The organism is Mycolicibacterium sediminis (genome assembly GCF_010731735.1).
In the GTDB taxonomy this organism is placed as follows: domain Bacteria; phylum Actinomycetota; class Actinomycetes; order Mycobacteriales; family Mycobacteriaceae; genus Mycobacterium; species Mycobacterium sediminis.
Genome location: NZ_AP022588.1, coordinates 2,024,158 through 2,037,598, shown reverse-complemented (window position 1 = coordinate 2,037,598; position 13,441 = coordinate 2,024,158). Strand labels below are relative to the sequence as shown.

General features: G+C 69.1%; 14 protein-coding genes. 5 read left to right on the top strand and 9 right to left on the bottom strand.

Annotated features, from left to right (window positions below):
* Positions 1–21 precede the first annotated feature (21 nt).
* Positions 22–2,055 carry a prolyl oligopeptidase family serine peptidase gene (locus G6N64_RS09745; RefSeq protein ID WP_163796711.1) on the top strand — a complete coding sequence of 678 codons (2,034 nt, stop codon included), beginning with the start codon at positions 22–24 and terminating at the stop codon, positions 2,053–2,055.
* On the top strand, positions 2,052–2,375 hold the full coding sequence (locus tag G6N64_RS09740; RefSeq protein WP_163796710.1) for a hypothetical protein: 324 nt from the start codon (positions 2,052–2,054) through the stop codon (positions 2,373–2,375). Before G6N64_RS09745 ends, G6N64_RS09740 begins: the two co-directional genes overlap by 4 nt.
* An 11-nt stretch (positions 2,376–2,386) precedes the next feature.
* Here the strand turns inward: G6N64_RS09740 and G6N64_RS09735 are convergent, their stop codons facing one another.
* Entirely contained in the window at positions 2,387–3,259 is an 873-nt protein-coding gene (locus tag G6N64_RS09735; RefSeq protein ID WP_163796709.1) for a hypothetical protein, read from the bottom strand.
* 425 nt (positions 3,260–3,684) lie between these two features.
* On the opposite strand from G6N64_RS09735, the gene G6N64_RS09730 reads away from it, so the two are divergent.
* Positions 3,685–4,221: a hypothetical protein gene (locus G6N64_RS09730; RefSeq protein ID WP_163796708.1), complete on the top strand. Its 537-nt coding sequence runs from the start codon at positions 3,685–3,687 to the stop codon at positions 4,219–4,221.
* 6 nt (positions 4,222–4,227) lie between these two features.
* On the opposite strand, the gene ppk2 is transcribed toward G6N64_RS09730, so the two are convergent.
* The 4 genes from ppk2 to G6N64_RS09710 all read right to left on the bottom strand — a co-directional run bounded on the left by ppk2 (position 4,228) and on the right by G6N64_RS09710 (position 7,840).
* Entirely contained in the window at positions 4,228–5,073 is an 846-nt protein-coding gene (gene ppk2 / locus G6N64_RS09725; RefSeq protein WP_163801561.1) for a polyphosphate kinase 2, read from the bottom strand.
* Positions 5,074–5,186: 113 nt separating this feature from the next.
* Positions 5,187–6,716 (bottom strand): aldehyde dehydrogenase family protein, encoded by a 1,530-nt coding sequence (locus G6N64_RS09720; protein ID WP_163796707.1) that lies wholly within the window; start codon positions 6,714–6,716, stop codon positions 5,187–5,189.
* A 9-nt stretch (positions 6,717–6,725) separates the two neighbouring features.
* Positions 6,726–7,310 (bottom strand): PA-phosphatase, encoded by a 585-nt coding sequence (locus G6N64_RS09715; protein ID WP_163796706.1) that lies wholly within the window; start codon positions 7,308–7,310, stop codon positions 6,726–6,728.
* Positions 7,307–7,840, bottom strand: a complete 534-nt coding sequence (locus tag G6N64_RS09710; RefSeq protein ID WP_163796705.1) for a mycothiol transferase — start codon at positions 7,838–7,840, stop codon at positions 7,307–7,309. Before G6N64_RS09710 ends, G6N64_RS09715 begins: the two co-directional genes overlap by 4 nt.
* A gap of 30 nt (positions 7,841–7,870) precedes the next feature.
* On the opposite strand from G6N64_RS09710, the gene G6N64_RS09705 reads away from it, so the two are divergent.
* Positions 7,871–8,314, top strand: a complete 444-nt coding sequence (locus G6N64_RS09705) for a hypothetical protein (RefSeq protein ID WP_163796704.1) — start codon at positions 7,871–7,873, stop codon at positions 8,312–8,314.
* 16 nt (positions 8,315–8,330) lie between these two features.
* Here the strand turns inward: G6N64_RS09705 and G6N64_RS09700 are convergent, their stop codons facing one another.
* Positions 8,331–8,717 carry a VOC family protein gene (locus tag G6N64_RS09700; protein ID WP_163796703.1) on the bottom strand — a complete coding sequence of 129 codons (387 nt, stop codon included), beginning with the start codon at positions 8,715–8,717 and terminating at the stop codon, positions 8,331–8,333.
* A gap of 63 nt (positions 8,718–8,780) precedes the next feature.
* On the opposite strand from G6N64_RS09700, the gene G6N64_RS09695 reads away from it, so the two are divergent.
* Positions 8,781–10,502, top strand: coding sequence for an N-acyl-D-amino-acid deacylase family protein (locus G6N64_RS09695; RefSeq protein ID WP_163796702.1), 1,722 nt, complete (start codon positions 8,781–8,783; stop codon positions 10,500–10,502).
* Here the strand turns inward: G6N64_RS09695 and G6N64_RS09690 are convergent.
* The 3 genes from G6N64_RS09690 to G6N64_RS09680 form a co-directional block, all read right to left on the bottom strand.
* Entirely contained in the window at positions 10,484–11,362 is an 879-nt protein-coding gene (locus G6N64_RS09690) for a carbon-nitrogen hydrolase family protein (RefSeq protein ID WP_163796701.1), read from the bottom strand. The two genes, G6N64_RS09695 and G6N64_RS09690, sit on opposite strands and share 19 nt — an antisense overlap.
* A gap of 40 nt (positions 11,363–11,402) precedes the next feature.
* Complete coding sequence (locus G6N64_RS09685) at positions 11,403–12,212, bottom strand: SDR family NAD(P)-dependent oxidoreductase (protein ID WP_163796700.1); 810 nt, start codon at positions 12,210–12,212, stop codon at positions 11,403–11,405.
* 84 nt (positions 12,213–12,296) lie between these two features.
* Positions 12,297–13,346: a hypothetical protein gene (locus tag G6N64_RS09680; protein ID WP_163796699.1), complete on the bottom strand. Its 1,050-nt coding sequence runs from the start codon at positions 13,344–13,346 to the stop codon at positions 12,297–12,299.
* Positions 13,347–13,441: the final 95 nt, after the last annotated feature.

Below are 13,441 nucleotides of genomic sequence, written 5' to 3'. Positions count from 1 at the left end.
GACTTTAGCGCGGCGGCCACAATGGAGCCCGTGGATCACCAGGCTGACCGAGACCCCTTCCTCTGGCTCGAGGACGTGACCGGTGAGGACGCGTTGGCGTGGGTCGCCGAGCACAACGCGCCGACCCTCGTAGAACTCGGCGGCGAGCGGTTCGAGCGCATGCAGGCCGAGGCGCTCGAGGTGCTCGACACCGACGCCCGCATCCCCTACATCCGGCGCCGCGGCGAGCACCTGTACAACTTCTGGCGCGACGCCCAGAACCCTCGCGGCCTATGGCGTCGCACGACCCTCGAGAGCTATCGCACCGACGAGCCCGAGTGGGACGTCGTCATCGACGTCGACGCTCTGGCCGACGCCGACGGCGAGAACTGGGTGTGGGCCGGCGCCGACGTCATCGAACCCGACCTGTCGCTGGCCTTGATCAGCCTGTCCCGCGGCGGGTCCGACGCCACCGTGGTGCGCGAGTTCGACATGCGCTCGAAGACGTTCGTCGACGGCGGTTTCGAACTCCCGGAGGCCAAGACCGACATCGGGTGGGAGGGCCCCGACGCCGTCATCGTCGGCACGGACTTCGGTCCCGGGTCGCTCACCGAGTCCGGCTACCCCCGCGTCACCAAGCGGTGGCGCCGAGGGACGCCGCTCGCCGAAGCCGAGACGCTGTTCGAGGGCGAGCCGTCCGACGTCAGCGTCGGGGCCGGGTACGACCCGACGCCCGGTTTCGAGCGGCTGCTGGTGTCGCGCTCCTTCGACTTCTTCAACCGCGACCGCTACGAACTGCGGGACGGCGCCCTGCTGCGGATCGACGTGCCGACGGACGCCGGCACGTCCCTGCATCGTGAGTGGCTGCTGATCCGGCCGCGCAGCGACTGGACCGTCGGCGGCACCACCTACGACACCGGCACCCTGCTGGCCACCCGGTACGAGGACTTCCTCACGGGCACAGGCGAATTGACCGTGGTGTTCGAGCCCGACGAGCACACCAGCCTGCAGAGCCATACCTGGACGCGCGACCGGCTGATCATCGTCACGCTCGTCGACGTGGTGAGCCACGTCGAGGTGGTGACGCCCGGGTCGTGGACGCGCGAGCCGGTCACGGGGATCCCCGCCAACACCAACACGGTGGTCGTCGCGGCCGACGAGTACGGCGACGAGATCTTCCTCGACTCCAGCGGTTTCGACACCCCGTCGCGGCTGCTGTGGGGTCGGGTCGGCGACGAACTCGTCGAGGTCAAGAGCGCACCGGCCTTCTTCGACGCGTCCGACATCGACGTCAGCCAGCACTTCGTCGCGTCGGCGGACGGCACGATGATCCCGTACTTCGTCGTAAGAGAACGCGATTCGGACGGACCGGGCAAGACCCTGCTGGGCGGGTACGGCGGGTTCGAGAACTCCAGCACGCCCGGATACGGCGGGGTGCTCGGCCGGCTCTGGCTCTCACGCGGGGGCACCTACGTACTGGCCAACATCCGCGGCGGCGGCGAGTACGGGCCACGCTGGCACACCCAGGCGATGCGGGACGGCCGGCACCTGGTGCACGAGGACTTCGCCGCCGTCGCGGCCGATCTCGTCGCCCGCGGGGTCACCACCGTCGATCGGCTGGGCGCTCAGGGCGGCAGCAATGGCGGCCTGCTGATGGGCATCATGCTCACCAGGTACCCGGAACTGTTCGGCGCCCTGGTGTGCAGCGTCCCGCTCCTGGACATGAAGCGGTATCACCTGCTTCTGGCCGGGGCGTCGTGGATGGCGGAGTATGGCGATCCCGACGACGCCGACGACTGGGCGTTCATCTCCGAATACTCGCCCTACCAGAACATCTCGTCCGACCGCGAGTATCCGGCGCTGCTGATGACGACGTCGACGCGCGACGACCGCGTGCACCCGGGCCATGCCCGCAAGATGACCGCGGCCCTGGAGGCGGCCGGGCACGAGGTGCGGTACTACGAGAACGTCGAGGGCGGTCACGCGGGCGCCGCGGACAATGCGCAGACGGCGTTCCGCTCGGCCCTGATCTACGAGTTCCTGCATCGCACGCTGGGGGCGGACACCGCCGAATGACGGCGCAGTCGCAGATCCTCACACTCGTAGGCTTCGCGATCCTGCTCGCCGGGATGCTGGTGCCGGGCTGGGACACCGACCGGATACCGAAGCGGGCCATGAAGCGACGCGTCTACTGGACCGCCACCGTGGTGGCGATTCCGGTGTTGTTCGTCGCCGGCCTGCCGGATCTGCAGAGTTCCGTCGCATTCGTCGCGACGACGCTGATCCTGATGGTCGGGTGGGCCTACTTCCGGACCTCCAACCTGAAGGTCGGCGGCGAGATCTACGCGGCCTACGAGCCGAACCGCGAACCGGATCCGCCGCCGCGGGGAGGCTGACGGCAGACCGCCTACCGCGCCGGCTCGGTGACCCTCCGCCGACCCAGACCCCCGAGCATCGCCGCGAGCACGCCGAGGACGACCAGTACGCCGCCCGCCGCGAGCACGAGGTTGAGCCAGAGGTGCATGCTGTCGATCGCGTGACCGATCATCACGTCCGCGATGGCACGGACCTCGCCCTGCGTCTTGGTGAGAGCGGTCTCGGCGTAGCGCCGCCCGATCTCGATGCCGGCCCAGCCCGCGGCGCCCACGATCAGCGCCGACACCCCGAGTGCGACGAGCGCCCTGCCCCTGCTGCGCGACGCCGCCAGGGTCAGCAGCGCGAGTATGCCGGTGACGACGATCGCGCCGACGCTCACCCACGGACCCCAGGTCGCGAGTGACCGCAGTTGCCCGGGCCGCAGCCCCGAGGAGTCCGGGATGGTGATCGGCACGTTCAGGGTGTCCGGTACCTCGAGGTCGACGTTGCCGAGGGTGTCCCGCAGCGACGAGTCCTTGAGCATCGGCGCGATGTCCACCAGCCACCGGTCGTCGGCGGTCTGGTCGCGCTGCACGGTGTCGGTGAACATCCACGTGTGCGCGATGCGGTTGGCGGCGGCGAACTGGCCGGGGAAGCCCGCGTTCTGCGTGTAGCCCGTGGTGACGCTGGCGACCAGGTCGGGATTGAGGTCGCCGTAGCCGTTCTCCTGCGCGAACGAGACGATCTCGTTGGTCAGCAGCGTCGCCATGGCCTGCTGCACCTGCGGCTCCCGTGCAGCGGACGCCGCGAACTCGGCGTAGCCGTCCCGGTCGACGATGGTGTGCTGCGCCCAGGCGGCCGGTACGGCCACCGCCAGCGCCACGGTCGTGAGCACCCACAGCAGGAGGGCAGCCAAGAACCGCATGGCGTTCTCCTTGTCCGGGACGCCGGGCCCGATCGGTCGGCCGGCGCGCGTCCCACGATGAGCGGGTCGGCGCGGCCGACCACCTCGTGATGCTGTCGTTGTCGAACTTACCCAGGACGCGGCGTACGACGGTGATCCGGGCGCGCTGGACGGCGTCGTCGCAGTTCGGCGGGGCGGTCGCGAAGTAGGGTGGATCGTGACGAATGGGGGGTCTCGGTGATCGTCGACGCTCATCTGCCGTGCAGGGGCGCGGCCTCGACCGACGTGCACGGGAAGCGCGCAGCGTGTCGGGTTTCTTCTTCATCGTCCTAGGCGGTTGCACCGCCGTCTCCGTCATCCAGTCGTTCTTCGACCACAGCAGACGTTCCCAACGGCGGTGGTACTGGACCTGCACCGCTGTGGGAGCCGTCGCAGCGTTCCTATCCGTGCCGCAAGACCTGCCGAAGGGCGTCGGGTTGGCCGCGTTCTTCGTCGGCGTGATGGTCTTGTCCGCTTACGCCTACACGCCCTACATCAAGATCAACGGCAGGATCCGTTCCTTGGGAGTGGAGAAGCCCGATCCCGGGGACGCGCCCGCCGGACGAGGGGATCCGGCACCAGACGCCTACAGCGGCGGGCTCACCGCTCCCAAGATGTGGTGGATCCTCGTGCCACTCATGCTCATCTCCGCCGTGAATACCTATGCCTTCGTGATCGGCGAGGGCGAGTGGTGGGTGGCCGCGATCGGGGTGGCGTTCCTGGTGTTCCTGGCCGTCATCACCGGTCTCGGCGACGCCAGTTGGGGATATCCGGTCGCACGCGGCCAGCGAATCCAGTTCGCCGTCCTGACGGTGGTCACCCTCGGGACCTTCACGGCGCTGTACCTCGTCGCCTACGCCATCGGGAAGCGCCGACCGGTCCGATCGAAACATTCGTCGGAGTACCGCAAGCAAGCCGACCTGCGCGAGAAGTATCCCGAATGAAACCCGTCAGTCGGCGAGCGCGCGTCCCACGATGAGCGGGTCGGCCCGGCCGACCACCTCGTGGTCCTTGTTGTCGTAGTCGAATTTGCCGAGGACGTAGCGCATGGCGTTGATCCGGGCGCGCTTCTTGTCATTGCTCTTGACGACGGTCCACGGCGCGACCTCGGTGTCGGTCCACGCGAACATGTCCTCCTTGGCCGCGGTGTAGTCGTCCCACTTGTCCAGCGACGCGAGGTCGGTCGGCGAGAGCTTCCACTGCCGGACCGGATCCACCTGACGGATCGTGAAGCGGGTGCGCTGCTCGGCCTGCGTCACCGAGAACCACAGCTTGGTCAGGCTGACACCGTCATTGGTGAGCATCTGCTCGAACAGCGGAGCCTGGCGGATGAACTCGGCGTGCTGCTTCGGAGTGCAGTAACCCATCACCCGTTCGACGCCCGCGCGGTTGTACCAGGACCGGTCGAACAGCACGATCTCCCCGGCAGCGGGCAGATGCGTCACGTACCGCTGGAAGTACCACTGCGTCGACTCGCGTTCGGTCGGCTTCTCCAGCGCGACGACGCGGGCACCGCGGGGGTTCAGGTGCTCCATGAACCGCTTGATGGTGCCGCCCTTGCCCGCGGCGTCGCGGCCCTCGAACACGATCACGTGCCGGTGCCCGTGCTGCTGGCTCCACTTCTGCAGCTTCAGCAGTTCGATCTGCAGCAGGCGCTTCTGTTCCTCGTACTCGTTGCGCGCCATCCGCTCGTCGTACGGATAGTTCTCCCGCCAGGTGTCGACGACCTCGCCGCTGGGGACCAGCAGCAGTTCGGGGTCGTCATCGTCGTCGTCGCGGACGGCGTAGCCGTTCATCGCAGAGGCGTCCAGTGTCACGGGCCGAAGCTATCGGCCGCGAGGTACGCGACGGTGACGCCGAGGTGAACAACCGGCATCCCCGTCGCTTCGCTCGCCCCGGACGGTGCCCGCTACTTCGCGATGCGCTTCGGCCGGATCAGCGCCAGCTTGGTCATCATGGTGTTCATCCGCTTGAGCGCCTTGTCCGAGTTGTTGTAGTAGTTGCCGCCGGCGCCGACGTTGGTGCGCGGTGCGACGACGGTCTCGATGCGGCAGTACTTGCGCAGCCCCTCCGGCCCGCCGAAGCGAGCACCGATGCCCGACGACTTCCAGCCACCCATCGGCGCGGTCGTGCACATCAGGTTCGAGATCACGTCGTTGATGTTCACGCCGCCGCAATCGAGCTGCAGTGCAACGTCATTGGCGCGTTCGAGGTCGCGGGAGAACACCGCCGCACTCAACCCGTACTGACTGTCGTTGGCCAGGCGCACGGCCTCGGCCACGCTGGACACCTTCATGATCGGCAGCGTCGGGCCGAAGGTCTCGTCGGTCATGCACGCCATCGTGTGGTCGACGTCGACCAGCACGGTGGGCTCGTAGAAGCTTCCCGGTCCGCTGGGCCGCTTCCCGCCGGTGAGCACCTTCGCGCCCTTGGCCAGCGCGTCGGCGACGTGCCGTTCGGTGACGGCGACCTGTCCCTCGTCGATCAGTGCGCCGAAGGCGTTGCCCTCCCCCGCACCCATCTTGAGGTTGCGTACGTCGCGCACGACGGCGTCGACGAACTGGTCGTACACCTGCTCCATGACGTAGACGCGTTCGACCGAGACACAGGTCTGGCCGGCGTTGAAGAACGCGCCCCACACCGCTGCGTGGGCGGCCAGCTCGACGTCGGCGTCCTCGAGCACGAGCATGGGATCCTTGCCGCCGAGTTCGAGGCTCACCGGGGTGAGCGTGCGGGCAGCGCGCTCCATGACCTTGACGCCGGTCGCCGACGATCCGGTGAACTGGATGAAGTCCGCGTTGTCGATGACGGCCTCGGACACCTCGCGGGCACCCTGCGCGAGGGCGAGGACCTCGGGCGCGCCGGAGTCGGTCCAGCCGCGCATGAGCACCTCGGCGGTCAGCGGGGTGCGCTCGGACGGCTTGAGCAGCACCGAGCAGCCCGCGGCAAGGGCGCCGATCGCGTCCATCAGCGCGTTGGCGACCGGGTAGTTCCAGGGCGCGATGATCCCGACGACGGCGCGGGGCCGGTAGTGCACGGTGATCTTCTTGATCGAGAGGAAGGGCAGCGCGGCGGGACGCGAGTCCGGCGCCAGCGCCTTCTCCATCGTCCGGATGTAGTACGACAGGATCATCAGCAGGAGCGGAACCTCTTGCGCGGCGTCCGTCGCGGACTTGCCGGTCTCCTTGATCAGGAGGTCTTCGATCTCGGCGCGGTGCTCGCCGAGCCAGACCGCGTAGCGCGCCAGCACCTTCGCGCGACCCGCGGCGCCGCGAGCCTCCCACCCGCGCTGCGACGTCCGCAGACCCGCCGCGATGCGGGCGACGTCGGCCGGATCGGTCCAGCGCACGGTTCCCGCCGGCGCTCCGGTGGCAGGGTTCAGGATGGTCGCGACATCCATGGCATTGCCTCCTGCTTCGACTTCAGGCGTTGCTGTCATGAACCCATGCTAACCACTGGTGTGATGCACGTCGCAGGCGGGTTGACACCTGTCAAGTCCGGCGGCCAACGCAGCCAGGCAGACGAGTGACGTGCTGAGCAGGACGGCGCCCACCGTGTCGGTGAAGTAGTGGTACGTGAACGACTGGCCGAGCATCGCGAGCACCGTCCACGTCGTCGCGACGACCAGGGCACCCGCACTCGCGCCGACGACCAGGACGCCGACGCCGAGCACGGCGACGGTCATCGTCATGTGGCCGCTGGGATAGGCCAACGACCCCGGGTCGCCCTTGGTCCGACCGAACACGTGCTTGAGAACGCGCATCACCGCGAGCGCGACCACGGGCGTCACCAGGGTGACGACGACGAGGCACCACCGCCGGCGCCACACCGCCACTCCCAGCGCGGCGGCCAGAAGCACCGCGAGCACGGTCGGCGTCGTGAAGAAGAGGAGGAGTCCCAGGCGCGGGTGCGCCTCGCCGGCGCGGATGAACACGTCGTCCAGCGCCGTCGAGCGCTTGCCGACCGCCACGCCGAGCAGGACCATCGCCGAGAGTCCCACCACCGGCCACCAGCGGAGCGGGGTCGGCGTCATTCAGGCGCGATGCCTCGCACGTAGGCCGCCTGGCCCAGGTGCTGCGCGCAGTCGTCGACGATGCTGACCAGACGTGCCGACACGGTGACCGGCGGGTCCCAGTTCTCGTCGATGACGCGGGCGAGGTCCTCGTCGGTGATGCCGGCGACGTACTCCAGGCTCACCCGGTGCACGGCGTGGTAGTAGCCGGACAGCAGGTCCGCGGGCGCCTTCACCTTGGCGACGTCCTCGGAGGTGTGCCCGTAACCGTGCGCGTCGCGCGGCAGGTCGAGCGCGAACCGGTCCACCCAACCCTCGCTGAACCACACCTGTTCGATGCCCGCGACGTCGCACAGCTGCGCGTCCTGGACGCGTGCGCTGTGCCAGAGCAGCCAGGCGATGGTGTTGGCGTCGGGGGTGACCCGGTAGGTCGACACCGAGTCGGTCAGACCGTCGGTCACGGCGTCGGCGTGCTCGATCAACCGGGTGAAGGAGTCACGGAGCAGTTCGCGGACGGCGTCGGAATCGGACGCGCTGTTCGAGGTAGCCATGTCACCCGAAGTTACCCCTACAGTTCGACGATGGCGTTCCTGCGTAGAGCCGTGCTGTGGTCCGTCATTCCGCTCAACGTCCTGCTCATCGCCTGGGTCTGGATGGGACGAGCCGTCTTCGGCGTCGAGTGGGGCTGGACGTTCATCATCCTGATGATGACCGCCGTGCCGCTACTGGTGGCGCTACTCGGCACGACGACGGTGCTGGCGTACCGGCAGCCGGCCCGCCCGATCCGGCTGTCGGCCGGCCAGGCGTGGGCGCAGATCGCGGTGTGGGCGGCGATGCTCGCGTTCGGCCTGGCGATCGTCGACTTCGACGACTCCGGTCGCACCGAGTCGGTGCTCAGTCGCTGGTTCGGCGCGGGCGCGCTCGGCGCGAGCGAGGTCGTCGCCGCCGTGTCGACCGGTGTGGCCGCCGGGGCGTGGCTCGTGCTCCTGGTGCTGCTGATCCGCGGCCGACGGGTCGCCCGCTAGCTCGGACCCCCTCCGTCTACCCGGTCGGCGCCGGCGCGCCTCCGTGAAACACGGCTTCGACGTTGTTCCCGTCCGGGTCGCGGACGAACGCGCCGTAGTAGTTCGGGTGGTACTCGGAGAAGATCCTCGGCTCGTGCAGCGGCTCGACGCCGAACGCGAGTGCCGCGTGATAGAACGCCTGCACGCTCTCCGCACTCGGTGCGGTGAATGCGAAGTGGACGGGGGCGCCCACCTCTCGGCCCGAGGCGTCCTCGACCCAGAAGTCGGGCTTGCCCTGCGTCCCGTAGCCGACGGCCTGGCCGACGTCCATCTGCCGCTCGTAGTCGAGCACGCTCAGGACCGCGTCGTAGAACTTCGTCGCCCTCTCGAAGTCGGCGCTGTTGATTCCGAAGTGGTCGATCACATTGCCATCGTCGCATGAGTCGATCCGTGGTCCTTGGCATTTCGGCGTCGTACATTCAGGTGCATGAGCGCAGACGTGATCATCCGAGGTGGCACCATCGTCGACGGTCTCGGCGGTGAGCCGTACGTCGCAGACCTGGCCATCGCCGACGGCGTGATCACCGCGATCGGCACCGTCGAGGGTGGCGCGGCGCGCGAGATCGACGCGACGGGCCTGCTCGTCACGCCGGGCTTCGTCGACCTGCACACCCACTACGACGGTCAGGCGATCTGGTCGGACCGCATGACGCCGTCGTCGGCGCACGGTGTCACCACCGCCGTGATGGGCAACTGCGGCGTCGGCTTCGCGCCCTGCCGTCCCGAGGACCACGACACGCTGGTCGACGTGATGGCGGGAGTGGAGGACATCCCGGGTGTCGTCATGGTCGACGGACTGCCGTGGACGTGGGAGACGTTCCCCGAGTTCCTCGACGCGCTCGACGCCCGTGCCCGCGACATCGACGTCGCCGCCTTCCTGCCCCACTCACCGCTACGGGTGTACGTCATGGGCCGGCGTGGCGTCGACCGGGAGCTGCCCACCCCGGACGACCTCGCGATGATGCGGAAGCTCGCCGCTGAAGCCATTCGTTCCGGCGCAGTGGGTTTCGCGTCCTCGCGGCTGACCCTGCACAAGACCTCGAGCGGACACCCGATCCCGAGCTACGAGGCGGAGTACGCCGAGATCGAGGCCATCGCCCGCGGTGTCGACGACGCCGGTGGTAGCCTGTTGCAGTTCGTGCCCGATCTGATGGCAGGCGACTACGAGGGCGCGCTCGCGGCCGTCTTCGACGTCGCCGCCGAGGTCGGCCTGCCGGTGACGTTCACGCTGGCGATCGGGAACGCCGGCCCGCCCATCCACGACGACGCGCTGCGCATGGTGGAGAAGGCGAATGCCAATGGCGGAGACGTCACCGGGCAGATCTTCCCGCGTCCGATCGGGTTGGTGCTCGGGCTGGAACTGTCGGGCAATCCCTTCGTGATGTACCCCTCGTATCTGGCGATCTCCAACGTGCCACTGGAGGAGCGGGTGGCCGCGATGCGTCGGCCCGACGTCCGGGCGAGCATCCTGAACGACACACCCGACCCGGGTGGCCACCCGCTGATGTTCGCCGCGCAGGCGTGGGACTACATGTTCCCCCTCGGCAGTCCGCCGAACTACGAACCGGCGCCCGGGGATTCGATCGGCGCACGCGCGCGTGCCCGCGACGTCAGCCCGCTCGAGGAGGCCTACGACCGACTACTCGACGACGATGGGCACGCCATGCTGCTCGTCACGCTCGCCAACTTCCGGGACGGCTCGCTGGACACGGTCGCCGAACTGATCGAGCGCGACGACGTCGTGCTGGGACTCGGGGACGGCGGCGCGCACTACGGGATGATCTGCGACGCAAGCTATCCCACCTACATGCTGACCCACTGGGTCCGGGACCGAGCGACCGGTCGACTGCCCGTCGCACGGGCGGTGCGCGAGCTGACGTCGGTACCGGCTCGGGTGGCGGGGCTGCACGACCGCGGCCGGCTGGCCGTCGGGTACAAGGCCGACGTCAACGTCATCGACCACGGCGCGCTGACGCTGCACAGACCGGTCGTGGCACGCGATCTGCCCGCCGGCGGCAGGCGTCTGGATCAGACCGCCGACGGGTACGTGGCGACCATCGTGTCCGGCGAGGTGATCGCCGAACGCGGCGCCCCCACCGATGCGCTTCCGGGCCGGTTGATCCGGGGCCGTCAGTCGGCTCCGGCCTGACCGTGCCAGGGCGGGGTGACCATCGCCGAGCCGTACATCGGGAGCACCACTTCTGAACCGTGCCGGGCGATCTGGTCCCAGGGCCGGTTCAGCCCGAAGGTGCCGAGCCGCCGCGCCCGGTCGACGGCATCGAGGTCCAGGCAGTCGATCAGCACCTCCTCACCGGTTCCCGCCTGCTGCCGAACGGTGCCCTCGGGGTCGACGATGCAGCTGGCCCCGACACCCGCGGGATCGGCGGCGTTGAGGTTGACGACGAACACCTGGTTGGTCCAGGCGTTGGCCCGGGCGCATACCAGTTCCATCTCGCGGTCGCGGGTCGTGGTGAGCGTCGGCTGGATGATCACCTCGGCGCCCAGCCATGCGAGCTGTCGTGCCGTCTCGGGGAACGACCCGTCGTAGCAGATCGCCAGACCGATGCGGCAGACGTCGGGGATGTCGAAGACGACGAATTCCGTTCCAGGGGTGGTTCGTTCGTAGGGTTGCCACGGGAAGACCTTGCGATACGTGGCGACGACCTCGCCCTGCGGCGACACCGCCACGGCCGTGTTGTAGATCAGCCCGTCCTCGCCGCGTTCGTACAGCGACCCGGGGATCAGCCACAGACCGGTCTCGCGGGCGAGGTCGGCGACCCGGTCGGTGGTCGGACCCGGAATCGGCTCGGCCACCTCGTTCATCCAGCCGCCGCGGGCCTGCAGCAGGGGTGCCTCCCCGGCGAGCATCAGCTCGGGCACCACCACGAGCTCCACGTGCGGAAAGGTGCCGTGGACGGCGCGGACCCGCTCCGCGAAGCGCTCCCAGCTGGCGTCGACGTCGAAGGCCACCGGGTTGGTCTGGATGGCGGCGATGGTGAGCGTGCGCATGCCTCCATTGTCGCCGATCGCGGGGCCCGCGTACGCGACGCTAGACGCGGAGTCCTGGATGCTGCTTGGCCAGTAGAGGGAGGAGCACCCGCTTCGGCAGCAGCCCGAACACGTGGGCGCTGAGTCGGCTGGCGAGACCTGGGATCACACTGCCCCGGTCGTGTTCGAGTGCGTCGATGCCCGCCTTGGCCACCGCACGCGACGGCATCCACATGAACGACGGGAACACGTCGTCGAAGACCGCGTCGTCGACTCCGGCGGCCTGGAAGAACTCGGTTCGCACGGGTCCGGGATGCAGCGTCGCGACCGTGACGCCGGTACCCGCCACCTCGGCGCGCAGTCCGTCGGTGTAGCTGCGCACGAACGCCTTGGTCGCTGCGTAACCGGACTGGCCGGGGAAGGGCTGGAACGCGGCGACCGAGCCGACGTTGAGGATGGCGCCGCGACCTCGCGGCACCATCTGGCGAACGGCCCGCGTGGTGAGGTCGACGACGGCCTCGACGTTGATCCGCACCTGCGCGATCTCCGCGTCGACGTCGGCTTCGGCCACGGCGCCGATCGTGCCGACGCCCGCGTTGTTCACCAGGACGTCGACCGTCAGCCCCCGGCTCTCGATCTCTCCGAACAACGCTGCGCGCGCCGCGGGATCGGCGACGTCGCACGCGATGACCTCGACGCGCACGGAGGTCCCGAGGTCGGCGGCCAGGTCCCGCAGCCGGTCCTCTCGGCGCGCCACGAGGGTGACCCCGTGTCCGCGTGCGACGAGTTCACGGGCGAGGTCGGCGCCGATGCCCGACGACGCGCCGGTGACGACGGCGGTGGACGTCGGAGACGGTGAGGGCAGTGGCATGGCGATCCTGACTATCGGTGGGACGAGCCTCAAGGATGTACAACCGCACCGACACCTCCGCCTCTTCCCGCGCGACCGCAGTGGTCAGGCCTCGTTGCCGGCCTGACCGGACCCGGGCTGACCCGAATCGGGTCCCGCGCCGAGGCCGCTCGACCCGCTGGTCGCCTCGGGTCGGGTCGCGGTGGTGGCCGCCGTCGTGGTTCCCGCCGGCCTGGGCAGTCGGACCGCGTGCTCACCGGCAGCGCCGGCTCGACCGCTACCGAACAGCGGGCGGGTCCGGTGCGGCCGGCTCGCGTCCCGCCCCGACGCCCCGGTCAGACCGTCCGATCGCAGCGGCCCGAGACCGAGGCCACCGACCCGCTCTGCGACGTCCGCGGCGGGATCCTCGGGCGTCGTGACGAGACCGGACACGCCGACCGGTTCCGGAGCGCGATCAGCAGAGGGCGCAAGACCGGGAGCCGGGGCGGTCGACTCGACGGCCTCCGCGACCCGGAGCGGGAGGTTTCCCAGCTGGTTCACGACCGCCACCGCGGTGTAGAGGGGCGCGCGCACCAGCTGCTGGGCCGCGACGATCGCGCTCCCGATTGAATTGTCGGACATGACGTCTCGCACGGCTTCGTACCCCGGCAGCGGATCGGGCAGGAGTCCCAGGACCGAGTCGAACACGTCGGCGAAGGCGTTCCCCGCCCGAATGACGAGGCCAGGATCCGTGGCGCTCGGACCGAGTGGATGGGGCAACAGGGTCGCGAAGAGCGCGACGGTCTGCTCGGTCTCCCAGGGGTAGGCGTAGATCGGCGCGCCGACCGACGGATTGACGAAGCGTTGCACCAGGTAGCTGAGCACGTTCGGGGCGACCTCGGGATGCCGCGCGGCAGCCAGCACGGCCAGGGTCGCTTCGAACGGCAGTGAGATGGTCGCGTCGACGTGGATCTCGACGAGGCTCGACAGCACTTCGACGCCGGTGCCGAAGGACCGGAGCGCGTTGGTGGTCATGGACGCGTTGACGACGTCGACGGTCACCGTTCGCGGTTCCCCGGGCACCGACGCGATCTCGGCGGTAGCCACGGGTGTCGTCATGACCGTCCCCACGGCCACCACGGCGGTGGCGAATGCGGTCTTCGAACGAACGGTCACGAGGCCTCCTGGATGGCGCGTCGACCCGTCCGGTCGACACACGCCATCTTGTCAACACTTGGTGACTTATGTCAACGATTGAGGACATACCAGGA